This window comes from Lutibacter sp., assembly GCF_016342705.1.
GTDB lineage: Bacteria > Bacteroidota > Bacteroidia > Flavobacteriales > Flavobacteriaceae > Lutibacter.
Window position 1 is genome coordinate 75,528 of sequence record NZ_JAEINV010000011.1, and the last position, 26,294, is coordinate 101,821.

Annotated in this window: 20 protein-coding genes; 14 read left to right on the top strand and 6 right to left on the bottom strand. The window is 31.7% G+C overall.

Annotated features, from left to right (window positions below; all coding sequences use genetic code 11):
• Nucleotides 1–61 precede the first annotated feature (61 nt).
• On the bottom strand, nucleotides 62–1,843 hold the full coding sequence (locus tag JEY78_RS11380) for a long-chain fatty acid--CoA ligase (RefSeq protein WP_291851188.1): 1,782 nt from the start codon (nucleotides 1,841–1,843) through the stop codon (nucleotides 62–64).
• Between the two features lie 79 nt (nucleotides 1,844–1,922).
• Nucleotides 1,923–3,701 carry a long-chain fatty acid--CoA ligase gene (locus JEY78_RS11385; protein ID WP_291851190.1) on the bottom strand — a complete coding sequence of 593 codons (1,779 nt, stop codon included), beginning with the start codon at nucleotides 3,699–3,701 and terminating at the stop codon, nucleotides 1,923–1,925.
• A 170-nt stretch (nucleotides 3,702–3,871) separates the two neighbouring features.
• Between JEY78_RS11385 and JEY78_RS11390 the strand changes: the two genes are divergently transcribed.
• The 4 genes from JEY78_RS11390 (at nucleotide 3,872) to JEY78_RS11405 (ending at nucleotide 10,936) form a co-directional block, all read left to right on the top strand.
• A complete protein-coding gene (locus JEY78_RS11390; protein WP_291851291.1) occupies nucleotides 3,872–6,739 on the top strand; it encodes a pitrilysin family protein in 2,868 nt (955 codons plus the stop codon).
• Nucleotides 6,740–7,066: 327 nt separating this feature from the next.
• Complete coding sequence (gene pflB, locus JEY78_RS11395) at nucleotides 7,067–9,292, top strand: formate C-acetyltransferase (protein ID WP_291851194.1); 2,226 nt, start codon at nucleotides 7,067–7,069, stop codon at nucleotides 9,290–9,292.
• A 79-nt stretch (nucleotides 9,293–9,371) separates the two neighbouring features.
• A complete protein-coding gene (gene pflA, locus JEY78_RS11400; RefSeq protein ID WP_291851197.1) occupies nucleotides 9,372–10,124 on the top strand; it encodes a pyruvate formate-lyase-activating protein in 753 nt (250 codons plus the stop codon).
• Nucleotides 10,125–10,156: 32 nt separating this feature from the next.
• On the top strand, nucleotides 10,157–10,936 hold the full coding sequence (locus tag JEY78_RS11405; protein WP_291851200.1) for a formate/nitrite transporter family protein: 780 nt from the start codon (nucleotides 10,157–10,159) through the stop codon (nucleotides 10,934–10,936).
• A gap of 88 nt (nucleotides 10,937–11,024) precedes the next feature.
• Here JEY78_RS11405 and JEY78_RS11410 read toward each other — a convergent pair whose 3' ends face one another.
• From JEY78_RS11410 to JEY78_RS11425, 4 genes are all read right to left on the bottom strand, one after another.
• Nucleotides 11,025–11,576, bottom strand: coding sequence for a hypothetical protein (locus tag JEY78_RS11410; RefSeq protein WP_291851203.1), 552 nt, complete (start codon nucleotides 11,574–11,576; stop codon nucleotides 11,025–11,027).
• A 261-nt stretch (nucleotides 11,577–11,837) separates the two neighbouring features.
• Nucleotides 11,838–13,043: a threonine/serine exporter family protein gene (locus JEY78_RS11415; protein WP_291851205.1), complete on the bottom strand. Its 1,206-nt coding sequence runs from the start codon at nucleotides 13,041–13,043 to the stop codon at nucleotides 11,838–11,840.
• An 87-nt stretch (nucleotides 13,044–13,130) separates the two neighbouring features.
• Entirely contained in the window at nucleotides 13,131–16,778 is a 3,648-nt protein-coding gene (gene purL, locus JEY78_RS11420) for a phosphoribosylformylglycinamidine synthase (protein WP_291851209.1), read from the bottom strand.
• A gap of 114 nt (nucleotides 16,779–16,892) precedes the next feature.
• Nucleotides 16,893–17,411 carry a GNAT family N-acetyltransferase gene (locus JEY78_RS11425; RefSeq protein WP_291851212.1) on the bottom strand — a complete coding sequence of 173 codons (519 nt, stop codon included), beginning with the start codon at nucleotides 17,409–17,411 and terminating at the stop codon, nucleotides 16,893–16,895.
• Between the two features lie 302 nt (nucleotides 17,412–17,713).
• Between JEY78_RS11425 and hisG the strand changes: the two genes are divergently transcribed.
• The 10 genes from hisG (at nucleotide 17,714) to JEY78_RS11475 (ending at nucleotide 26,291) form a co-directional block, all read left to right on the top strand.
• Nucleotides 17,714–18,571: an ATP phosphoribosyltransferase gene (hisG, locus tag JEY78_RS11430; protein ID WP_291851217.1), complete on the top strand. Its 858-nt coding sequence runs from the start codon at nucleotides 17,714–17,716 to the stop codon at nucleotides 18,569–18,571.
• 17 nt (nucleotides 18,572–18,588) lie between these two features.
• A complete protein-coding gene (hisD, locus tag JEY78_RS11435) occupies nucleotides 18,589–19,872 on the top strand; it encodes a histidinol dehydrogenase (RefSeq protein WP_291851220.1) in 1,284 nt (427 codons plus the stop codon).
• Nucleotides 19,873–19,919: 47 nt separating this feature from the next.
• A complete protein-coding gene (gene hisC, locus JEY78_RS11440) occupies nucleotides 19,920–20,954 on the top strand; it encodes a histidinol-phosphate transaminase (protein WP_291851223.1) in 1,035 nt (344 codons plus the stop codon).
• Nucleotide 20,955: 1 nt separating this feature from the next.
• Nucleotides 20,956–22,095, top strand: coding sequence for a bifunctional histidinol-phosphatase/imidazoleglycerol-phosphate dehydratase HisB (gene hisB, locus JEY78_RS11445; RefSeq protein ID WP_291851226.1), 1,140 nt, complete (start codon nucleotides 20,956–20,958; stop codon nucleotides 22,093–22,095).
• A gap of 85 nt (nucleotides 22,096–22,180) precedes the next feature.
• Nucleotides 22,181–22,768 carry an imidazole glycerol phosphate synthase subunit HisH gene (hisH, locus tag JEY78_RS11450; protein WP_291851229.1) on the top strand — a complete coding sequence of 196 codons (588 nt, stop codon included), beginning with the start codon at nucleotides 22,181–22,183 and terminating at the stop codon, nucleotides 22,766–22,768.
• Between the two features lie 24 nt (nucleotides 22,769–22,792).
• Nucleotides 22,793–23,149, top strand: coding sequence for a four helix bundle protein (locus JEY78_RS11455; RefSeq protein ID WP_291851232.1), 357 nt, complete (start codon nucleotides 22,793–22,795; stop codon nucleotides 23,147–23,149).
• 59 nt (nucleotides 23,150–23,208) lie between these two features.
• A complete protein-coding gene (gene hisA, locus JEY78_RS11460) occupies nucleotides 23,209–23,958 on the top strand; it encodes a 1-(5-phosphoribosyl)-5-[(5-phosphoribosylamino)methylideneamino]imidazole-4-carboxamide isomerase (RefSeq protein ID WP_291851235.1) in 750 nt (249 codons plus the stop codon).
• A gap of 71 nt (nucleotides 23,959–24,029) precedes the next feature.
• Nucleotides 24,030–24,785, top strand: coding sequence for an imidazole glycerol phosphate synthase subunit HisF (gene hisF, locus JEY78_RS11465; protein ID WP_291851238.1), 756 nt, complete (start codon nucleotides 24,030–24,032; stop codon nucleotides 24,783–24,785).
• 109 nt (nucleotides 24,786–24,894) lie between these two features.
• The gene (gene hisIE, locus JEY78_RS11470) at nucleotides 24,895–25,494 is read left to right on the top strand and encodes a bifunctional phosphoribosyl-AMP cyclohydrolase/phosphoribosyl-ATP diphosphatase HisIE (RefSeq protein WP_291851242.1); all 600 of its coding nucleotides are present in this window, start codon (nucleotides 24,895–24,897) and stop codon (nucleotides 25,492–25,494) included.
• 125 nt (nucleotides 25,495–25,619) lie between these two features.
• Complete coding sequence (locus JEY78_RS11475) at nucleotides 25,620–26,291, top strand: DUF2461 domain-containing protein (RefSeq protein WP_291851245.1); 672 nt, start codon at nucleotides 25,620–25,622, stop codon at nucleotides 26,289–26,291.
• Nucleotides 26,292–26,294: the final 3 nt, after the last annotated feature.

The following is a 26,294-nucleotide window of genomic DNA, read 5'->3' on the forward strand; positions in this document are numbered from 1 at the left end:
TTTTCTTAATTAGGTTATTGTGCAAAAATATAAAACGTATGGTTGATAACGTAATTAAAACTTATTTTATTTCGTAAATTTTATTGTATAAATGTTGGTATTTTGCTAAAATTTCAGTTCGTTTAGGTTTCATTGTAGGTGTTAAAAGTCCGTTATCAATTCCCCAAACGTCTGGTGTTAATTCAAAACGTTTAATGGTTTCCCATTTTCCAAAAGCTTCGTTTCCTTTATCAATTTCTAATTGAATACGTGCAATTACACTTGGATTTGCAATTAAATCAACATTATTTCCAGAAATTGGTTCATGATGTATTTTTGCCCAGTCGCGTAAAAATTGAAAGTTTGGTTGAATTAAAGCTGCCGGCATTTTTTGTCCTTCCCCAATAACTAAAATTTGTTCAATAAAACGAGATTGTTTCATTTCGTTTTCAATAAAACCTGGAACAATATATTTTCCACCAGATGTTTTAAATATTTCTTTCTTTCTACCTGTAATTTTTAAAAATCCTTCGTCATCAAATTCACCTTTATCACCAGTATGAAAATAATCACCAGTCATAACACTTGCAGTTTTTTCTGCGTCCTTGTAGTAACCTTGCATAACATTTGGTCCTTTCACCAAAATTTCACCATCTTCTGCAATTTTAACTTCAACATTATTAATAAGTTTACCAACAGTACCTATTTTAAGCCCCTTGTTCTTATATTCATTAACAGAAACTACGGGAGAAGTTTCTGTAAGTCCATAGCCTTCCCAAACTTGCATTTGAGCCGCTGAAAAAACTTTAGCCAACCTAGGTTGAAGAGGAGCGCTGCCAGACACCATTATTTCTAAATTTCCACCCAAAGCTTCACGCCATTTACTAAAAATTAATTTATTAGCTATCGCAAGTTTTTTTTGATACCACCATCCATTTTTACCATAAGGCTCATATTTTAATCCAAGATCTACAGCCCAAAAAAACAAAAATCGTTTTATACCTTTTAATTCAGAACCTTTTGCAATAATGCTATCATAAACCTTTTCTAATAAACGAGGCACAACGGTCATTAAATTAGGTTTTACTTCTTTAATATTTTCACCGACCTTTTCAATACTTTCTGCAAAATAAATTGAACAACCCGCATTTTGATACAGGTAAATTAACATTCGTTCAAAAATATGACAAACAGGTAAGAAACTAAATGTAACTGATTCGCCTTTTTTAATTGGGATTATTGGAGTACAATCCATTACGTTACTAACAATATTTTCATGAGATAACATTACACCTTTTGGTCTTCCAGTGGTTCCAGAAGTGTAAATAATAGTGGCTAAATCATGAGGCTCAATAGAATTTTTAATTGATTCAACATCATTTTGATTACTGGTATCTTCACCCAGTTTTAGTACTTCTTCCCAATTTTTACAATTTTTATCATTTTCAAAAATGTAAATTTCTTTTAAGGTTGGAACTTTAGATTTTATAGCATTCGCTTTTTCAAATAATTCAGTATCTGATAAAAAACAATACGTAATTTCAGCGTGGTTAAAAATATATTCGTAATCTTCTTTTGAAATTGTTGGATAAATTGGAATGTTAATTGCTCCAATTTGCGTAATTCCAAAGTCAATTATATTCCATTCAGTTCTATTATTAGAGGAAATAAGACCAATTTTATCACCTGGTTTTACACCTAAACGGAGTAAGCCTCTACTTATAGCATTTCCTTTGTTTAAAAATTCTTGAGAGGAAGTTGAAATCCAGTTGCCATTTTTTTTAACATTAAATGCTTTCTCTAAATGGTAAGTTTCTTGCTGGTAATAAGCAAAATCGAATAATCTTTTAATTTCTATTGACATTTGGTTTAGTTTAATTGCAATTTGCAAAGTATAAAATATAATAGTCTTGTACAAGCTACTATGTTACCTAAATATAATATTATTTTTGATAGATAGTATTGTATAAATTTTTAAATTTATGTTTAATTTCTTTTCGCTTCATTTTTAGTGTTGGTGTAAGCAATCCATTTTCTATAGTCCAAACTTCTGAAGTTAGTTCAAATGCTTTAATTTTTTCCCAATCGCCAAAGTTCAGATTTGCTTTATCAATTTCTTTTTGAATTCTTTTTAGAATCTTTTTATTGGTAATAATTTTTTCAAAAGAAGTTGTATTAATTTCTAATTTTTTATGTTTAATCCATTCCACTAAAAATTCAAAATGGGGTTGTATTATAGCAGCAGGCATTTTTTCTCCTTCACCAATAACCATTACCTGTTCAATAAATCGAGATTCTTTTAGTTTGCTTTCTAAAACAGCGGGAGCAATGTATTTTCCACCAGAGGTTTTAAACATTTCTTTTTTTCTGTCGGTAATTTTCAGAAAACCATTTTCGTCCATTTCCCCAATATCTCCAGTATGTAAAAAACCATTTATAATAGTTTTTTTAGTGAGTGCATCTTCTTTGTAATAACCCATCATAACATTGCTGCCTTTTACTAAAATTTCTCCATCTTCAGCAATTTTAACTTCAATATCATCTAATACTTTTCCTACAGATCCAATTTTAAAACCTTGATTTCTAAAATCGTTGATGGAAATTCCCGGAGAGGTTTCTGTCATTCCATAACCCTCAAAAACTGGGATTCCTGCAGCTGTAAAGACTCTAATTAAAAGTGGTTGCAAAGGGGCGCTACCTGAGACTAAAAATTTAATATGGCCACCAAAAGCTTCTTGCCATTTACTAAAAACTAGTTTTTGAGCAATTTTTAATTGAAAATGATACCACCAGCCATTTTTTTGATAAGGTTCATATTTCTTACCTAAATTTAATGACCAGAAAAAAAGCATTTTTTTAATGCCTTTTAATGCGCTGCCTTTGTCAATAATTTTGTCGTAAATTTTTTCTAAAAGTCTTGGAACAACTGGTATAAAATGAGGTTTTACTTCTTTTAAATTATCAGCCAATTTATCAATAGATTCTGCAAAATATATTTCAAAACCCATCATTTGATAATAATACATTGCAAATCTTTCAAAAATATGGCAAATAGGTAAATAACTTAAAACTCTTAAGTTTTCTGAATTTAAATCTAATGCGTTGGCACTGACCAAGGTGTTTTCAACAATATTTTTATGTGAAAGCATTACACCTTTAGGAGTTCCTGTTGTTCCTGAAGTATAAATAATGGTTGCTAAATTTATGGGTAAAACCGCTTCTTTTAAACTATTTACGTCGTTTTGATTTGCAGGATCTTCCCCTAATTTTAGTAAAGATGTCCAGCTTGATACGTTTTCAATCGTATCAAAAGAATAAATATCAATTAAGTTGGTTTCTTCTTTTATTTTAAATACTTTCTCATACAATTCTTTGTCGGATACAAAGCATAAAACCGAGTCGGAATGTTGAATTATATATTGATAATCTGAGGAAGAAATTGTTGGGTATAGTGGAACATTAACAGCTCCAATTTGTAAAATGGCAATATCTAAAATATTCCATTCAACCCTATTATTAGTAGTTACAACGGAAATTTTATCGTTAGGTTTTACGCCTAATCTTAGCAAAGCACGGCTTACGGCATTTGCTTTTTCAAGGTATTGTTTTGTTGAAGTAGCAACCCAATCATCCCCAATTTTTGAGTTGAAACATTTTAATTGAGGTTTCACCTCTAATTGATTGTACGCAAAATCAAACAATCGAGTTTTTTTCGTTGTCATAATATATATATTTGGTACTGCGCAAAGTAGAAATAAAAATGGAATTTGCAAAAAATAATTTTTTTATTAAAAATAATAAAGTACAGTTAAAGGTTAATTTTGAGTATTTAGTGATAAATGATTTTAAATATAATGTTTGTATATTTATCGTAATCTAAAATAATTGTATGATGACAAAATTTAAATTAAAACTATCCGTATTATCTTTATTAATTGTATCGTTTTTGGTACTCTCATGTAAAGATTCTTTAAAACAAAATACCGCTGAGGATGCTAAATTCTCTATTGAGTTTGAAAAGTATGAACTTGCAAACGGTCTTGATGTGATATTACATCAAGATAAAAGTGACCCAATTGTATCGGTAGCCATTCAATATGGAGTGGGTTCCAACAGAGAAAAAACTGGTAGAACAGGTTTTGCTCATTTATTTGAGCATATGTTGTTTCAAGAGTCTGAAAATGTTCCACAAGATCAATTTTTTAAAAAAATTCAAGATTTAGGAGGAACATTAAACGGAGGAACTTGGAAAGATGGAACAGTATATTATGAAGTTGTTCCAAATAATGCTTTAGAAACTGTATTATGGTTAGAAAGTGATAGAATGGGGTATTTAATTAATACCGTAACTGAATCTGCTTTTTACAACCAACAAGAAGTTGTTCAAAATGAAAAAAGACAACGTGTAGACAATAATCCTTACGGACATACAGACTGGGTGTTAGATAAAAATATCTATCCAGAAGGCCACCCTTACAATTGGCAAGTGATTGGTGAGTTAGAAGATTTACAAAATGCCACTGTGCAAGATGTAAAAGATTTTTATAATCAGTACTACGGACCAAATAACGCAACACTAGTTTTAGCGGGTGATTTTGAAATGGCAGATGCGAAAGCGTTGGTAGAAAAGTATTTTGGTGAAATTAAAAGAAGAGAAGAAGTAAAAAAACTAGAACCTCAACCTGTAACAATCACTGAAACAAAACGTTTCTTCCACGAAGATAATTTTGCTACTGCACCACAATTAAATATGGTTTGGCCAACATTACAACAATATACAGATGATGCATATGCGCTAAATTTTTTATCAGAAATTTTATCAAGTGGTAAAAAAGCACCTTTATATAAAGTGTTGGTGAAAGAAAAAGACTTAACATCAAGAACAACTGCGTATAATAATTCGCAAGAATTGGCAGGTGAATTTCATATTATAATTACTGCTAATGCAGGTAAAGATTTAAAAGATGTGGAAGCTGGGATTTTTGAAGCATTTAAACTCTTTGAAAAAGAAGGTGTTACGGATAAAGACGTAGAGCGAATTAAAGCTGGTTTAGAAACAGGTTTTTACAATGGTATAAGTAGTGTTTTAGGAAAATCGTTCCAATTAGCACAATACAATGTTTTTGCTGGCGATCCTGCATTTATTGAAAAAGATATTGAAAACATTAAAAAAGTTACCAAGGAAGATGTATTACGTGTTTACAATACATACATTAAAGATAAACCCTATGTAATGACAAGTTTTGTTCCAAAGGGTCAGCTAAATTTAATTACTGAAAATTCTGTAAAAGCAGAAATTGTTGAAGAACAAATTAAAGAAAATGTAGTAAAAACTGTGACAGATGTAAAAGAAGAAATTATTAAAACACCTTCTAAAATAGACAGATCAAAAGCACCTGAAACAGGAGTTTCACCAAAACTAAAAATTCCAGCAAGTTGGAATGCAACATTATCAAATGAAATGAAAGTGTATGGAATTGAACAAAATGAAATTCCAACGGTAAACTTTAGTTTGGTAATTGATGGAGGTCATTTATTAGATAATAAAGCCAAAAATGGTATCGCAAATTTAATGACCGATATTATGATGGAAGGGACTGCAGATAAAACTCCAGAACAATTAGAAGAAGAAATTGAAATGTTAGGGGCAAGTATACGAATGTATACAACCAACGAATCTATTGTAATTAGTGGAAATACATTGGTTAGAAACTTTGATAAAACAATGGATTTAATAGAAGAAATTTTATTGAAACCACGTTGGGATGCTGAAGAATTTGCAAGAATAAAAACCAAAACTATCAACCAAATAAAACGTTCTGATGCAGATCCTAACTCAGTTGCAGAAAATGTGTATAATAAAATATTATACGGAGAAGATCATATTTTCGCGTATCCAACTAGTGGAACAGAAGCTTCAGTTGAAGCAATTACAATGGATGATTTAAAAGCCTTTTATGCCGCTAATTTTTCACCTTCAATAAGTAAATTTAATATTGTTGGGAAAGTAACAAAAGAGCAAACTTTAAAAAGTTTAAAAAAATTAGAAGCAAACTGGAAAGCTAAAAAGGTTGAAATTCCAGCGTTTCCAATTGCCAATAATAGAGACAAAGCATCTTTGTATTTTGTTGATATACCAAATGCTAAACAATCTGTAATTAATATTGGTTATATAGGTTTACCTAGAACTGATGCCGATTTTTATCCTGCTGAAGTTATGAACTATAAATTAGGTGGTTCATTCTCAGGAAATGTAAATTTAATTTTACGTGAAGAAAAAGGGTATACCTATGGTGCAAGAACTGGATTTAGCGGTTCAAAAACACCAGGTACTTTTACAGCAAGTTCAAGTGTTAGAACAAATACTACTGGAGAATCTGTTCAAATTTTTAAAGATGAAATAGCTAAGTATAAAAAAGGTATTAGTCAAGAAGATTTAGATTTTACTAAAAACGCATTAATAAAATCAAATGCACGTAGATTTGAAACACAAAATTCTTTATTAGGAATGTTACAAGAAATTAGCAACTATAATTTAGCGCCTAATTATATTGAAAAAGAGGAAGAAACAGTAAATAATATGACTTTAGAACAACACAAAGCGTTGGCTAATAAATATTTAGATGAATCTAAAATGGTGTATGTTGTTGTTGGAGATGCTGCAACACAATTTGCACAATTTAAAGCCATGGGATTTGATGAAGTAAAATTAATTACAAAAGATGCCAAAGAAGTAAAATTAGAAAATGTAAAGCAATAGTTTTATTTTTAAAGTAAAAAAAAAGGGATGCCATGTAGGCATCCCTTTTTTTGTTTAATTCAGTTTTTCAAAGGTGAAATACTAAAAATAAGCCAAAAATTTAGGCTTATTTTGCCCACAATGATTTTTTTTAATTTTTTTTAAATAAAATGATTTTTTTGGAACTATATACTTCAAACGTTTTAGTAAAACATTGAAAAAACAAAAGATAAACATCTCTTTTTTTATATGATATTTATCATATTTTTCATTTTTAAATGCCCTAATTTTGCGCCGTTATTGAGAATTTCAAGAACTATAAAAAGAATCAAAATTTAAAATAAATACATGAAAACTAAAAAATTTAACGAAGGAATTTGGAATGAATCTATAAATTTAAGAGACTTTGTTACAAAAAATATTACCCCTTATCATGGAACTTACAACTTTTTAGTAGGCCCAAGTGACAAAACCCAAAAATTATGGGAAATCTGTAAACTAGGAACAAAAGAAGAAAGACAACGTAATGGAGTTCGTTCTGTTGATACAGATGTTATTTCTGGAATTAATGCTTTTAAAGCTGGTTATATTGATAGAGAAAATGAAGTAATTGTTGGTTTACAAACCGATGAATTATTAAAAAGAGCAATGAAACCTTTTGGAGGTTTTAAAGTAGTTGAAAAAGCATTATCAGAACACGGTTTAAAACCAAATGATAGTTTATCAGAATTATTTTCAAAATATGTAAAATCCCATAACGATGGTGTATTTGATGCCTATACAGATGAAATTAAAAAATATCGTTCTTTAGGGTATTTAACTGGGTTACCGGATAATTATGCCCGTGGAAGAATTATTGGAGATTATCGTAGAATTGCGTTGTATGGAGTTACCCGTTTAATTGAAGCAAAAAAGCAAGATTTAGCGGCAATTACAGGTCCTATGACAGATAAAGTGATTCGTTTGCGTGAAGAAGTTTCGGAGCAAATTAAAGCTTTAAAGGAAATGATAGGAATGGGTAAAGCTTATGATTTAGATTTATCTCGCCCTGCAGAAAATGCACAAGAAGCTGTACAATGGACGTATATGGCGTATTTAGCAGCTGTAAAAGAACAAGACGGAGCTGCCATGTCTTTAGGAAATGTGTCGTCATTTTTAGATATTTTTATTGAAAGAGATTTAGAAGCAGGTTTAATTAATGAAGAGGAGGCACAAGAATTTATTGATCAGTTCGTTATGAAATTACGTATGGTGCGTCACCTGCGTATGGAAGCTTATGATGAAATTTTTGCTGGTGATCCAACGTGGGTAACTGAAGCAATTGGAGGAATGTTAGCAGACGGAAGAACAAAGGTTACAAAAACTTCGTTTCGTTTCTTAAATACCTTATACAATTTAGGAGCATCTCCAGAACCAAACATTACTATATTATGGTCAGAAAGTTTGCCTCAAAACTTTAAAAACTATTGCGCAAAAGTTGCGATTGATACTTCTTCAATTCAATTTGAAAATGACGATTTAATGCGTAACACTCGTGGTTCTGATGATTATGGAATTGCTTGTTGTGTATCTTACCAAGAATTAGGAAAATCAATTCAATTTTTTGGAGCACGTACCAACTTAGCAAAAACAATGTTGTTAGCTTTAAATGGTGGTCGTTGTGAATTTACAGGAACTCAAATTGTAGAAGGTATTCCTGAATATACAGATGAATATTTAGACTTCGATAAAGTAATGGCAAACTTTAGAATTGCAATGAAAGAAGTAGCAAGAGTATATAATGATTCTATGAACATTATTCACTATATGCACGATAAATACTATTATGAAAAAGCGCAAATGTCATTAATTGACACAAATCCTGGGATTAATATTGCCTACGGAATTGCAGGTTTGTCAATTGTAGCCGATTCATTATCAGCTATTAAATATGCAAAAGTGAAGCCAATTAGAAATGAACAAGGTTTAACCATAGACTTTGAAATTGAAGGAGAGTTTCCAATGTACGGAAATGATGATGATAAGGTAGACTTTTTAGCAAGTAATGCAGTTGCAGAATTTAATAATGAATTAAAACAATTACCTGTGTATAAAGATGCAGAAGTTACTATGTCTGTATTAACCATTACATCTAACGTTTCTTACGGTAAAAAAACGGGAGCAACACCTGATGGTAGAGCGCAAGGAATTCCTTTTGCACCAGGAGCTAATCCAATGCATGGTCGTGATTGTAATGGAGCAATTGCTTCCTTAAATTCAGTGTCAAAAATTAATTATGACGATTCTAAAGATGGAATTTCTAATACATTTTCAATAGTTCCAAAATCATTAGGATCAAACGAAGAGGAGCAAATTGAAAATTTAGCAACTACTTTAGACGGATATTTCTCAAGAAATGCACAACATTTAAATGTAAATGTATTAAATAAAGAAATGTTAATGGATGCCATGGAAAACCCAGATAACTATCCACAATTAACCATTCGTGTTTCTGGTTATGCTGTAAATTTCGTTCGTTTAACAAAAGAACAACAATTAGAAGTTATTACACGTTCGTTCCACGAATCAATGTAATACGATTTATATATCTTGAAAGCATTGAAAAGTTATCATAACTTTTCAATGCTTTTTTACTAACTACTAAAAAAATATAATGATCAAAACAACAGAAAATACTATTAGAGTACATTCGATTGAATCGTTTGGAACTCACGACGGGCCAGGTATTCGATTGGTTGTTTTTTTACAAGGTTGCAAACTAAAATGCTTGTATTGTCATAATCCAGACACCATAGAAACCTCAGGAGGAACTGAATATGAAGTTGAAGAATTGGTTAAAATATCGCTTAAAATGAAACCTTACTTTGGCAAAAAAGGAGGGGTGACCGTTTCAGGTGGCGAGCCATTATTACAAGCAAAAGAATTAATTCCATTTTTTAAAAGGCTGAAAGAAGAAGGTATTCATACCAATGTTGATACGAATGGGCGAATTTTAAACAGTTATGCAAAAATATTAATTGATGAGTATGCCGACTTGGTAATGCTTGATATTAAACATATGACCGAGGAAGGTTATGTGGCTTTAACAGGTGTTAGTTGTAAAGAAACCACATTTAATTTTGCTGCGCACAGAGAAGCGTCAGGTAAAAATATGTGGTTGCGTTACGTATTAATTCCTGAAATAACAGGGAAACCTGAATTGTTACACGATATGGGAAATTATTTCAAAGATTATAAAACAATTGAAAAAATTGAAATTCAGCCATATCACAAATTAGGAATACATAAATGGGAAGCTTTAGGTTGGGATTACCAATTAAAAGACGCGCGTGAAAATACACCGGAAGAATTAGAGGAAGCGGCAGCTATCTTAAAACAATATTTTAGAGAAGTAAAAATAAATTAAGAAGTGTTGTAAAAGCAACAAAAAGTTTTAAAATGAATACACCTAAAGAAGTTATAGAAATTGTAGGGAAAATTGCAGAAGCTAAAGGTAATTATAAAGTACGTAAAACCTTAATTTTAGCCTTTTTGGCAGGTGCTTATATTGCATTTGGTGGTTTATTAGCCATCATTGTGGGTGGTGGTTCACCCGGTATTGCAGCAAGTAATCCCGGAATTACAAAGTTTCTTTTTGGCGCAATGTTCCCACTTGGACTTATTTTGGTTGTAATTGTAGGCGCTGAACTTTTTACAGGTAACAATGCTTATTTTATACCAAATGTGCTCCATAAAAAACAAGGTGTTTTTACGGTTCTTAAAAATTGGGGCTTGGTGTATGTTGGGAACTTTATTGGTGCTGTATTTGTGGCGTATGTGATTACACATTTAACTCATTTAGTAAGTAGTGCTCCATTTGTAGATTCTGTGTATCAAATTGCTATCGGAAAAACAAGTCATACGTTTTTAGTAACTTTTTTAAAGGGAATTGGAGCAAACTGGTTGGTATGTTTAGCGGTTTGGCAAGGAATGGCAGCAAAGGATACTACAGGAAAAATATTGGCAATTTGGTTTCCAGTAATGGCTTTTGTGGCAATGGGATTTGAACACAGTATTGCTAATATGTATTTTATTCCATTAGCTATTTTTGAAGGAGCTGATATTACGTGGACAACCTTTATTGTGAAAAACTTAATTCCAGCTACATTAGGAAATATGGTAGGAGGCGCTCTCTTTGTTGGAATGCTTTACGGCTATTTATTTGGGAAAGAAAAGTAATTTTTACTTTAAGTTAGCCTAAAATAAAGATAAATATTTTAAAAGCCTTTTCAAATGTAATTGGAAAAGGCTTTTTTTATAGATACAATTATTTATTTAATTTTTTAACGCTCATTACAAAAACGCCTAATTTGGTATTTAAGCCATTTATTGGAGTTGCTAATTCAAAACTTGTAGAATCTTGTGAAATGGTTTGTGAAGTAAGATTATTATATTTTAAATCGGATTTTCCTTCATCTTTTTTATCTGTTGAAATTTGAATTTCATTGGTTTCAGCATTAATATATTGAAGTTTTACAATATCATCATTTTTTACAAAATCATTAAAAAATTGATTGACTTGTTCAGAATTTTCTCTCAATAGTTCACTTCTTATAGCCCATGAAAATGTTTTGGCGGTTAACTGAAGCCTATTACTATTTAAACTATCTAGTTTTATTTGATAAGTAGTTTCAATAGTGGTTTTTTCCTTGCTAAAACTATTTTTTAAACTTAAAACACTCATATAGTGCCAAGCTAATAAAATTAGAATGACAGCAATTAAAGCGGTATTTAATTTATGTTTTTTTATAAACTCCCATATTTTTGAAGGTTTATTAGAAGTAATTGCAGTTTCTTGATTATTTTGTTCTGTTTCCATAATATAAATTAGGTATAAATGATATCTGTTAGACCATATAAATGTAAATAAGTCACACTTATAATAAAAAATAAAATTAATCAATTTTATAAATTAATTTATGAACCTTTATATGAATCTCATAAGTTGTCAACAGTTTTAAAAAGTCATTTTATGAACACATAGAATAGTTTTTTATTTCAATTTTAAAAAAAGAAAAATTAAATATAAGTGTCAAATAAAAATGAAGAATTTCTTTTGAATAAATAAAAATAATATAACTTATTTAGTAGAATGTTGGTTTCTAAACACTCCTGAAAATAAAAGTCCACCAATAATTCCCATTAAAATAAAAACTACTTGTTGGTATAAATTATCCGCACTTATAATCGATGAATTTAAAAAGGAGTTGCTCAATCCCATAAACGATTTACTACCAGGAACAAGCATAACTATGCCTTGCGTTAGATACACTGTTTTAGGAGATTTGGTGAATCTGCTAAATAAATTACTGATGGCTACAGCAGCAATTGTACCAATAAAAGTACTTAATAAAACACCGAAGCCTGAAAACAACACAGTCAGAAAAAATACTAAAACGCCTGTAAAAACACCTAATAACATATCCTTTTTACGAACCTGAAAAATAGCTAAAAGACTAATTGAAAATAGGGGAATTCCACAAAACATAATCCATTGAGGCATTGTAGAACTATGAACTAAAAGCTTAAAATCAATAAAAGAAGACATCACAGCCAACCCTAATAAAACGCCAAAAAATTGTTTAAATAAAGAAATAATGGAATCGAATAATTTAGCGACTCCAGACACCAAATTTTTTGAAGTAATTTCTTCTAAAGCCGTTGTTATAGCTAAACCGGGAATAAAAATTATAATAGCAGAAAGTATGGTGATACCAACATTAAATTCGGGAAAAACTAAATGCAATAAGCAAGCAAGAATGGTAACCACAAAAGAAATTAGGGATTCTAAAATAGTTTCTAAATAATTTGATTTACTTGATAAATACACTATAAAATAAACCAAAGCGCCTAATAATATTGAAAAAATAAATGAGACCCAATTCGTACCAATCATTAAACTAAATGCTCCAGAAGCTATAGCATAGGATAAGGTTTGAACTAAATGATTTACTTTTTTTGTTTCTGTATGAATTAATTTTAATTCATTTTCAACTTCTGAATGCTCAATTTTTTTTGCTATTATTTTATTGGTTATTTCTTCCACATGAGATAATGCACCTAAGTTTAATACGCCAGGAGGAATGCATTCAATATAATTATAGGTTTGTTCATCTTCGTAAAAAACATAATTTATCCAAGTCGGTAAATCCATAAAAGTCCCTGTTATTCCTTGCGCTTTAGAAACTTTAGTTAAATAGGACTGAATTTTATATGAAGGAATGCCATACGTATGCAAGGCTTTTCCTAATTCAATTATAAACTTGTACTTCTCAGGTATTTTCATGATTCACATAATATAGAGAGAAAAAAGACAGTCTTTTAAAACTGTCTTTTTGTAAGGTTTTATTTTTAGAAAAAATGGAAGTAAAGATTATTTTGTTAACCATTTTCTGGCATTCACAAAAGCTTCAGCCCAAGGCGAAACTTCGTCTTTTCTACCTGCAGGATAATGTGCCCAGTTCCATTGAAAAATTGAACGCTCAATATGTGGCATCATCACTAAATGTCTCCCATCTTTACTGCTCATCATTGCCGTATTAAAATCAGAACCATTCGGATTTGCTGGATAATTTTCATAGCCATATTTAGCAACAATATTGTAAGCGTTTTTTTCCATTGGTAAATTAAACTTTCCTTCTCCGTGAGAAATCCAAACACCTAAAGTACTACCCGCTAAAGTTGAAAGCATTACAGAATTGTTTTCTTGAATAGTAACTGAAGTAAAATTACTTTCGTGTTTATGAGAATTGTTATGTAACATTTTTCCGTGAACTTCGTGTTCTGGATTAATCACTTCTAATTCCATAAATAACTGACAACCATTACAAATTCCAACAGATAAGGTGTCTTTTCTTTTAAAGAAGTTGTCTAAAGCTGTTTTTGCTTTTTCGTTGTATAAAAATGCACCAGCCCAACCTTTTGCTGAACCTAATACATCTGAGTTAGAGAAACCTCCAACAGCACCAATAAATTGAATATCTTCTAAGGTTTCACGACCGCTAATTAAATCGGTCATATGTACATCTTTTACATCAAAACCAGCTAAGTACATAGCATTTGCCATTTCGCGTTCACTATTACTTCCTTTTTCGCGAATAATAGCCGCTTTTGGACGCGGTTTTGTAGCGTCAATCTCTGGAAGTTTTCCAGTAAACTGACTTGGGAATGTATACTGTAACGGTTGCGTTTTATAATTATCAAAACGATCTTTCGCCAATCCGTTTGCAGTTTGCTTATTATCTAATAAGTACGATGTTTTATACCAAATATCTCTGTATGTAGGAATGTCTAATTTACAAGGTCCAAAATCTAACGTTTCTTCGTTTGTTACTGTTCCTAATTTATAAAATTCAACAGTATTAGCTTTTAATGCAGCTTCAACACGAGCGTCTTCTTTTGCTTGAAAAACAATTCCAATATTTTCAGAGAATAAATACTTTATAATGTCTTTTTCTTCAAAAACGGAGAAATCTATTTTTAAACCGAGATTAGTATCAGCAAAACACATTTCTAATAACGTAGTAATTAAACCACCACTTCCAATATCGTGACCTGCAAGAATATTGTCTTCTAAAATTAACTCTTGCATGGAATTGAATGCTCTTTTGAAAAAATCAGCATCTTTAATAGTAGGAGCATCGTTTCCAATAGCATTTAACGTTTGTGCAAATGAAGAGCCTCCTAATTTAAATTCATCTTGTGAAAGATTGATATAATAAATTGAACCACCCTCTTTTTGTAAAACAGGTTCCACTACTTTTTGAATGTCTATACAGTTTCCAGCAGCAGAAATAATAACCGTTCCCGGAGCAATAACCTCCTCATTCGGATATTTTTGTTTCATGGAAAGGGAATCTTTTCCTGTTGGAATATTGATTCCTAATTCTATGGCAAAATCAGAACAACTTTTAACAGCTTTATACAATCTAGCATCTTCTCCTTCATTTTTACAAGGCCACATCCAGTTAGCTGAAAGTGACAATCCTTTTAAACCATCTTTAATTGGCGCCCAAACAATATTGGATAATGATTCTGCTATGGCAGTTCTACTTCCTGCAGCAGGATCAATTAAGGCTGCTACTGGCGAATGACCAATAGATGTTGCAATTCCTTCTTTACCAGTATAATCTAATGCCATTACACCACAATTATTTAGTGGCAATTGCAACGGGCCTGCACATTGTTGCTTGGCAACTTTACCACCCACACAACGGTCTACTTTATTTGTTAACCAGTCTTTACAAGCCACAGCTTCTAATTGAAGGACTTCTTCTAAATAGGTTGAAATATTTCTAACTGAATAAGTTAAACCAGCATAGTTATAAGTAACCGTTTTATCGTTCATAATGGTTTTTGGAGAACTTCCAAACATATCCATCATTTCTAAATCCATTGGTTTTTCACCCGTAGTTTTAGATTGAAACGTAAAACGATGATCATTGGTAACTTCACCTACTTCATAATAAGGAGAACGCTCACGATCTGCAATTTTATGCAAATATTCAGCATCTTTTTCACCAATCACCAATCCCATACGTTCTTGAGATTCGTTTCCAATAATTTCTTTTGCAGAAAGGGTAGGGTCACCAACAGGTAATTTATCTAAATCTATCAAGCCACCCGTTTCTTCTACTAATTCAGATAAACAATTTAAATGTCCACCGGCTCCGTGATCGTGAATAGAAACAATGGTATTCACATCACTTTCAACCATTCCACGAATAGCATTTGCAGCTCTTTTTTGCATTTCAGGATTGGAACGTTGCACAGCATTTAATTCAATACCACTTGCAAATTCACCAGTATCTGCGGATGAAACTGCAGCACCACCCATTCCAATTCGGTAATTATCTCCACCTAAAATTACAATTTTATCACCTGCTGTTGGTTTATCTTTTAAAGCTTGATCTGCTTTTCCATATCCAATTCCACCAGCTTGCATAATTACTTTGTCAAATCCTAGTTTTCTCGCTTCCTCTTGGTGTTCAAAAGTTAATACAGAACCTGTAATTAAAGGTTGACCAAATTTGTTTCCAAAATCGGACGCTCCGTTAGATGCTTTTATTAAAATATCCATAGGTGTTTGGTACAACCATCTACGTTCTTCCATTCCCTTTTCCCAAGGTCTGTTTTCTTGCAAACGGGAATAAGAAGTCATATAAACCGCTGTTCCTGCTAATGGTAAAGAACCTTTTCCACCAGCCAAACGGTCTCTAATTTCCCCACCAGAACCTGTTGCAGCACCATTAAAAGGTTCTACAGTTGTTGGAAAGTTATGTGTTTCTGCTTTTAAGGAGATGACTGATTTGTATGCCTTTTTCTCATAAAAGTCTGGTTTGTCTGCGGAATTTGGTGCAAATTGTTCTACAACAGGTCCTTCAACAAAGGCAACGTTGTCTTTATAAGCAGAAACAATAGTGTTAGGATGTGTTTCAGAAGTTTTTCTAATTAATTTAAATAGGGAAGAAGGCATTTCTTCGCCATCAATTATAAAAGTTCCGTTAAATATTTTGTGTCTGCAATGTTCTGAATTTACTTGTGAAAATCCGAACACTTCTGAATCGGTTAATTTTCTACCAATTTTATCACTAACGCCATTTAAATAGGCCACTTCATCATCATTTAAACTCAAACCTTCTTGTTGATTGTACGCAGCAATATCTTCAATGGCTAAAATTGCAGCGGGTTGCGTATGAATATCAAAAATGGTTGGATTTAACGCCTCATATTTTTGAAAAATCATAGGATCAAATTTTTCATCTTGTGTTGAAGTTGTAAATTCTTCAATTCTAATGATGCCTTTAATCGCCATATTTTGTGTTATTTCAACGGCATTTGTACTCCAAGGAGTAATCATAGCAGCACGTGGACCAATAAAAAAAGCATCTATTGATGCCTCATTTATGTGTGGTTGATTTCCAAAAAGCCAAAATAATTTTTTTGAATCTTCTGCCGTAAGTTCTTTTGACGTTTGCACAGCATAAATTTTGCTATTTGTGTTTCCAAAGAAGTGAATCATATATCGATTTTTTTAGTGATTTATAAGAAAATGCAAATTTAATCAAATATTTAGAATCATAGTTGTCCTAATTTTGAATTTCTTTATACTTATCAATAGAGTTTTAAACATTCATTAAAAATTAATGTTATATAAAAGCAATTCCTCTTCATCATTTGGAATTTTAATGGTAGCTTCATAAATCAGGCCTAATTTTAGAATTAATTTTTGGGAAATTACATTTTCTTTGGTAGTGATGGCGTTTACTTTCTTTAAATTAAAGGTGTTTTTAGCGGCATGCAACAATTCTTTGGATGCTTCAAAACCGTAGCCATCATTATTATAAGCTGGTAAAAATGCAAATCCAATATCAACGCCATCAATACCTTCTCTATCGTATAATCCACAACTTCCAATTTTTTCACCATCTAATTTTCTAATAACGGTATAATTACCAAATCCAAGTTTTTCATATTGTGGTAACATTCTGTTTTTAATATATTCTTCAGCTTCTTTAATGGTATGCACATTTCTATCGCCAATAAATTCAATCCATTTGGGCGTATTTAATAATTCAAGAAAAAATGCAGCATCTTCAGTGGTCGAAGGGCGTAAAATAAGTCTATTCGTTTTAAGGTTGTTATTTTTAATCATGTTATATAGTTAGTGGTTATTTTTAAACATTTTGTTATATAATTAACAAACTATTATTTTTTGTAAATAATTTACAAAGCGCATTGGTGTATTTTAAACAAATGTATATATTTGCATTATAAAAATTAAGAAACAATGCGTTTTATTCAATCACATCATCATCATTTCCATACTTGCACTCGAGCGAGCTAGAAATGTATTGAATAAAAATAAAAAAGATATATTTATAACCCGTTTGAGTCAATCAAGCGGGTTTATTATTTTAATACCTTAAAGGTTGCTCAAACATAACAACAAAAAAAATGAGTAAAATTAAAATTGCAGTTCAAAAAGCAGGGAGATTAAACGAAGATTCCTTGCAATTATTAAAAGATTGTGGCATTTCTATAGATAATGGAAAAGATCAATTAAAAGCTTCAGCAAGCAACTTTCCTTTGGAAGTTTTATACCTTAGAAACGGTGATATTCCGCAATATTTAAGAGATGGCGTAGTGGATATAGCTATTATTGGTGAAAATGTTTTAATAGAAAAAGGAAATGATATTAATATAGCGGAGCGTTTAGGGTTTTCTAAATGTCGCGTTTCTTTAGCAGTTCCAAAAGGAACGAAGTATAAAGGAATTAAAGATTTAGATGGCATGCGTATTGCTACTTCCTATCCGAATACGGTGGAACAATATTTCAAAAAATTTAATGTAACTCCAGATATTCATATCATTAGCGGATCGGTTGAAATAGCACCAAATATTGGCTTAGCAGATGCTATTTGCGATATAGTTTCCAGTGGAAGTACCTTATTTAAAAATAATTTAAAGGAAGTGGAAGTGATGTTAAAAAGTGAAGCTGTGTTGGCAGTTTCTCCTAACATTTCAGAAGAGAATAAAGTAATTTTAAAGAAACTTCAATTCAGAATTCAATCGGTTTTAAAAGCACAAAGCTCCAAATATATTTTAATGAATGTACCTAATAATAAAGTACAAGATATTATTAAATTATTGCCAGGAATGCGTAGTCCAACGGTTTTACCTTTAGCAGAAGAAGGATGGAGTTCTATTCACACCGTAATAGAAAAAAATTCATTTTGGGAAGTGATTGATGAATTAAAAGCCAATGGCGCAGAAGGATTATTAGTAATACCTATTGAAAAAATGGTGTTATAAAAGCTAAAATTGACACAATGAAAAAAGTTATAAACCCTCCAAAAAGTGACTGGTTAGCATTATTACAGCGACCAACACAAACTGTTGAATCTATTGAAGAAACAGTAACAGCTATTTTTGCAGATGTAAAAAGAAATGGAAATGATGGCGTAAAAAGATATACTTCCATTTTTGATGGCGTTGAACTAGATGATTTATTTGTTTCGGAAGCAGAAATTGAAGAAGCCACTCAATTAATTTCAGAAGAATTAAAGCAAGCTATTACTGTAGCAAAAGCAAATATTACAGCTTTTCATACTGCTCAAAAAACCGCTAAAGTGGTGATTGAAACTACCGAAGGTGTTGAATGTTGGCAGGAAAAAAGACCGATTCAAAAAGTAGGATTGTACATTCCAGGTGGAACAGCCCCTTTATTTTCATCGGTTTTAATGTTAGCAATTCCAGCAAAAATTGCAGGTTGTAAAGAAATTGTATTATCTACACCGCCAAATAAAAAGGGGAAAATTCATCCGGCAATTATTTATGCGGCGCAACAATGTGGCGTAACAAAAATTGTAAAAGTGGGTGGAATTCAAGCCATTGCAGCATTAACATTTGGTACGGAAACCATTCCGCAAGTGTATAAAATATTTGGACCTGGAAATCAGTTTGTTACGGTAGCTAAGCAATTAGCAACTAAATATGGTGTAGCAATAGATATGCCTGCAGGGCCGAGTGAATTATTAGTGGTTGCAGATGAAAGTGCCAATGCAGATTTTGTGGCGTCCGATTTATTAAGTCAGGCAGAACACGGAACTGATAGTCAGGTTATTTTGGTTTCAACATCATTAGAAAAATTAAAGAATGTTGAAATTGCGCTAGAAAAACAGCTGGAGCAATTATCAAGAAAAAAAATAGCTAAAAAAGCCATTGAAAACTCCAAGCTAATTTATGTAGAAACGAAAGAAATTGCGTTGGAGTTGATTAATGAATACGGTCCTGAGCATTTTATAGTTTGTACTCATAATAACGACTTTTATGTAAACGGAATAGAAAATGCAGGTTCTGTTTTTATTGGAAATTACACTCCTGAAAGTGCGGGAGATTATGCTTCGGGAACAAACCATACCTTACCCACAAACGGCTATACAAAAGCATATTCTGGGGTAAATTTAGATTCGTTTTTAAAAGCGATTTCTTTTCAGAAAATTTCAGAAATAGGAATTCAAAAGATAGGGAAGGCCATAGAAGTTTTGGCACAAGAAGAAGGATTAGATGCGCATAAAAATGCCGTTACTTTGCGATTAAACAGTTTAAAATAAATAATTTAAGAATATTTTTTAAATTTGAAAATAAATAATTGTTACCTATGAAAATTGAAAAATTACTAAGAGAAAACATTAAAAACATGTCACCATACTCGTCTGCCAGAGATGAGTTTAAAGACGATGTGACCAACATGGTATTTTTAGATGCCAATGAAAATCCATTTGAAAGTGGTGTAAACAGATATCCAGATCCACAACAAAAAGCCTTGAAAGCAGAACTTTCAAAACTTAAAAATGTTCCAGTAAATCAAATTTTATTGGGCAATGGAAGTGATGAAATATTAGATTTAATTTACAGAGCTTTTTGTGAACCAAAAGTAGATAATGTAATTACATTGCCACCAACGTACGGAATGTATAAAGTGTTGGCAAATTTGAACAATATTGAGGAAAGAGAAGTCTTGTTAACCACGTGTTTTCAACCTAAAGTTAAGGAAATCTTAGAGGTGGCAGACAAACACACTAAAATATTGTTTTTATGTTCTCCTAATAATCCAACAGGTAATTCTTTTTCAAATGAAGCTGTTGAGGTATTGTTAACTACTTTTAAAGGGTTGGTAGTTTTAGATGAGGCTTATATCGATTTTTCTTCTGAAAAAAGTTGGCTGGAACGGTTGAATGAATTTCCAAATTTAATAATCACACAAACGTTGTCTAAAGCCTATGGTTTGGCAGGAGTTCGGTTGGGAGTCTGTTATGCATCAGCAGAAATTATTGCTATTTTAAATAAAATTAAGCCACCGTATAATGTAAACGAATTAACCCAGCATAGAGCCTTAAAACGATTGTTGGTGATTAAAAAAGTACAGGAAGAAATTGACGCGCTGTTGGAAATGCGTGCAAAAATGATGGAAAAACTAAAATCACTTCATTTTGTTGAAAAAGTATATCCTTCAGATGCCAATTTTATATTGATAAAAGTGGATGATGCAGTGAAAAGATACCAACAATTGTTAAAAAAAGGAATTGTAATACGAAATAGAACTACTCAACCTTTATGTGAAAATACATTAAGGATTACGGTAGGAACAAAAAGAGAAAACAAAGCAATGTGCAGTGTTTTAAATGAACTATAATATGAAGAAAAAAAAGGTATTATTTATAGACCGAGACGGAACTATTATAAAAGAGCCTGCAGATGAGCAAGTTGATGCTTTTGAAAAAATAATCTTTTATCCTAAAGCATTTACCTATTTAGGGAAAATAGCAAAAGAATTAGATTTTGAACTGGTGATGGTTACCAATCAAGATGGTTTAGGAACAGCAAGTATGCCGGAAGCAGATTTTTGGCCTGTTCAAAATTTTATAATTCAATGTTTTGAAAATGAAGGTGTTAAATTTGAAAAAGTGTTTATAGATAAAACATTTGCGAAAGATAATGCGCCTACAAGAAAACCGAATACCGGTTTATTAACTGAATTTTTCTCCGATGCTTATGATTTGGAAAATTCATTTGTTATTGGTGATCGATTAACAGATATTGAATTAGCCAAAAATTTAGGAGCTCAAGGAATTTTTATCAATGATGACACCAATTTAGGAACGGATGAAATTACGGTCAAAAGAGCTGAACTAGATCAGTTTATTGCCTTAGAAAGTAACGATTGGCAAAAAATTTACGAGTTTTTAAAATTGGAAAACAGAACTGCTGAACTCACAAGAAATACCAACGAAACAAAGATTTATATCAAATTAAATTTAGACGGAACTGGTAAAAGTGAGATTGCAACTGGTTTGGCATTTTTTGATCACATGCTCGATCAAATTGCGCGTCACGGGAGTATGGATTTAATCATTAAAGTACAAGGCGACTTAGAAGTAGATGAACACCATACTATTGAAGATACTATGATTGCTTTAGGTGAAGTATTTGCCAAAGCTTTAGGAAATAAATTAGGAATTGAACGTTATGGATTTTGTTTGCCAATGGATGACTGTTTAGCGCAGGTGGCGATTGATTTTGGAGGAAGAAACTGGTTGGTTTGGGAAGCAGATTTTAAACGTGAAAAAATTGGTGAAATGCCAACAGAAATGTTTTATCATTTGTTTAAATCGTTTACAGATGGTGCGCGTTGTAACTTAAATATTAAAGCGGAAGGAACCAATGAGCATCATAAAATTGAAGGAATTTTTAAAGCTTTTGCAAAAGCAATGAAAGCCGCTGTTAAAAGAGATTCTGAAAAAATGATTTTACCAAGCACCAAAGGGCTTTTGTAAAGTAAGATTTTAAACATTAGAAGTATGAGGGAAATCTTATAATTCAACTTTTAACTTCTAATATCTAACTTTTAAAATTAATAAATTGAAAATAGTCATTATAAATTACGGAGCCGGAAATATTCAATCTATCAAATTTGCCATTCAACGTTTAGGATATGAAGCGGTTTTATCGAACGATGAAGCGGAAATAAGAAATGCAGATAAAGTTATTTTTCCAGGAGTTGGAGAGGCAAGTAGCGCTATGGAAATGCTAAAAGCAACGGGATTAGATAAAGTAATTCCAACCTTAAAACAACCCGTTTTAGGAATTTGTTTAGGAATGCAATTAATGTGTAACTATTGTGAAGAAGGTGATACGCAAGGTTTGGGAATTTTTAATTGCGATGTTATTAAGTTTGATGCAACAGAAAAAGTACCTCAAATTGGTTGGAATCAAATAGAAAACTTAAAATCAGATTTATTTAAGGGAATAAAAGAACAAGAATATATGTATTTGGTACATAGTTTTTATGTGCCTTTAAATAACGAAGCCATTGCAACTACCAATTATGGAATTAAATATGCCTCAGCTTTACAAGAAAAAAACTTTTACGGCGTACAATTTCACCCTGAAAAAAGTAGCAAAGCAGGAGCGCAAATATTACAAAATTTTCTAATGTTAGATATATAATATTAAATATTAGAAGTTTTTGCTATGAAAAAAGAAATATTGAATAGAACAAAAAAGTTTGCAATTGACTGTTGGATGTTTTGTGAAAAAGTACCTAAGTCGAGAGAATATAATGCTTTTGTAAACCAGTTGATACGGAGCTCTAGTTCTGTTGGGGCAAATTATAGAGCGTCTCAAAGAGCAAAATCAACAGCTGATTTTATTAATAAATTAAAAATAGTGGAAGAAGAGGTTGATGAAAGTGTTTATTGGTTAGAAATATTTGAAGAAGTTAGTTCTGAATTTTTAGAAGAAATACAAGTTTTAAAAAAAGAAGGGAATGAGTTGTTAGCAATTACGGTAGCTTCCATAAATACGGCAAGAAGAAATAATAATAAATAAGTTAAAAGTTCAATTATAGATGTTTCAAATATCAAACATCTAATATCATATATCAATAAATGAGAATTATACCAGCAATAGATATCATCAATGGGAAATGCGTACGCTTGTCAAAAGGCGATTATACAACCCAAAAAATATACAATGAAAATCCGCTAGAAGTAGCAAAGATGTTTCAAGATCACGGCGTAAAATATTTACACTTGGTAGATTTAGATGGTGCAAAAGCAAGTCATATTGTAAACCATAAAGTGCTGGAAACTATCGCTTCAAACACTCATTTAAGTATCGATTTTGGTGGCGGATTAAAATCGGATGACGATTTACGTATTGCTTTTGAAAGTGGCGCATCTCAAATTACAGGCGGAAGTATTGCAGTTAAAAATCCTGACACGTTTAAAAGTTGGTTGCAAAAATTTGGAGCTGATAAAATTATTTTAGGTGCGGATGCGTTGGATGAAAAGGTGGCAGTGAGTGGTTGGCAAGAAGAAAGTAAGGAAGAATTGATTCCTTTTATTCAGAATTATAGGAAAGAAGGAATACAATATGTTATTTGTACAGATATTTCAAAAGATGGGATGTTACAAGGACCTTCGTTTGAGTTGTATCAAAAAATATTGAATCAAACAAGTGTTGTCACTTCAAGCGGAGTCGAGAAGATTAAACTAATTGCCTCAGGAGGAATTTCAACGTTTAATGAATTGCCTCGTTTGGCTGAAATGGGTTGCGAAGGAACTATTGTTGGGAAAGCCATTTACGAACATAAAATTAGTATGAAAGAGATAGAAAAATTTATATTACAAGGTTAGATATACAATATTAGAAGTTTAAAATAAATTAAGACTTCTAATATCTAATTTCTAACTTATAACTTTAAAATATGTTAACAAAAAGAATAATACCCTGCTTAGATATAAAAAACGGAAGAACCGTAAAAGGCGTTAATTTTGTAGATTTACGCGATGCTGGTGACCCTGTTGAATTAGCAGAAATATATGCCAATGAAGGCGCAGATGAGTTGGTGTTTTTAGATATTACCGCTACAGAACAAAAAAGAAAAACCTTGGCTGAATTGGTCATGCACGTTGCTGAAAAGGTAAACATTCCTTTTACTGTGGGTGGCGGAATTTCATCGGTGGAAGACGTGGAAGTATTACTGAATTCTGGGGCAGATAAAGTTTCTATTAATTCTTCTGCAGTAAAAAATCCGCAATTAATTAACGATTTAGCGGCAAAATTTGGCAGTCAATGTGTGGTAGTTGCTATTGATGCTAAACAAATACATGGTGAATGGATGGTGCATTTAGTTGGTGGAAAAGTACCAACAGAAATAAAATTATTTGATTGGGCAAAGGAAGTGGAACAACGTGGTGCTGGTGAAATTTTATTCACCTCTATGGATCACGATGGTACTAAAAATGGTTTTGCAAATGAGGCATTAGCACATTTAAGTGAATTGGTTAATATTCCAATTATAGCTTCAGGAGGCGCCGGGAATATGCAACATTTCACAGACACTTTTATTGAAGGAAAAGCAGATGCCGCGTTGGCTGCAAGTGTTTTTCACTTTAAAGAAATTGAAATAGTAGATTTAAAAAACGAATTAAAAAGAAATAATATTCCGGTAAGGTTATAAGATGACATCACCCTGAACTTGATTTAGGGTCACATAATAATTTAACATAATTTGATGAGATTCTGAAACAAGTTCAGAATGACGATTTGAAGAAATAAAAAATAATAAAATGAACATAGATTTTAATAAAAATAACGATGGACTTGTTCCAGCAATTATTCAAGATGCCAAAACAAATAAAGTATTAATGTTAGGCTATATGAATGCAGAAGCATTTGAAAAAACTACAGCAACCAATAAAGTAACTTTTTTTAGCAGAGCTAAGAGTAGATTATGGACAAAAGGTGAAGAAAGCGGTCATTTTTTAAATGTTGTTTCTATAAAAAATGATTGTGATAATGATACCTTATTAATTCATGTAAATCCGGTTGGTCCAACGTGTCACACAGGTTCAGATACTTGTTGGAATGATGTCAATGAACAATCGTTTGGGTTTTTATCAGAACTTGAAAATGTTATTACAAGCCGACGAGAAAATGCTGATTCTCAAAAAAGTTATGTAGCTTCATTGTTTGAAAAAGGCATCAATAAAATTGCACAAAAAGTAGGAGAAGAAGCCGTGGAAATTGTGATTGAAGCGAAAGATAATAACGATGACTTGTTTTTAAATGAAGGCGCAGATTTATTGTTTCATTACCTAATTTTATTGCAAGCTAAAGGATATACCTTAAAAGATATTGTGAGCGTTTTAGAAGGCAGACATAAGTAATAAAACGTCACCCTGAACTTGATTCAGGGTCTCATAATTATTAACTTGTTGTATGAGGTGCTGAATCAAGTTCAGCATGACGACTGGTAAATATTAATAACTTTAAAAACTGAAATTTAACTCATATGACTTCAATATCAAAAACGACCATCGATTTTTTAAAAGCGTTAAAAGAAAACAACAACCGCGATTGGTTTACAGAACATAAAACGGAGTTTCAGCAAGAACAAAAAAAGGCGAAGGGTTTTTACAATGCTGTCATGGAGAAATTGAAGCAGCACGATGAAATTGAAAGTGTAAAAATATTTAGAATTTATAGAGATGTGCGTTTTTCACCCGATAAAACTCCTTACAAACCTCATTTTGCAGGAAATTTTGTGAGAGCTACCAACAAACTTCGAGGTGGTTATTATTTAAGAATACGGCCAGGGGAAAGTTTTTTAGCAGGTGGTTTTTGGGAACCTAACAAAGAAGATTTACTAAGAATCAGAAAAGAATTTGAAATGGATGCTTCAGAAATTCGTGAAATTATAAGTAATCCCACCTTTGTCACCTATTTTGAAAAATTGGAGGGTGATGCTTTAAAAACAGCACCACGTGGTTTCGATAAAGAACATCCAAATATGGATTTAATCCGAATGAAACAGTTTATTGTCACACGTAAATTTACGGATGATGAAGTTTTAGCCCCTAATTTCTTACAGGAAGTAAATGAAAGTTACAAAGCGATGCGCCCGTATTTTAATTATATGAGTGATGTGCTTACTACGGATTTAAATGGAGTTTCAATACTTTAATAA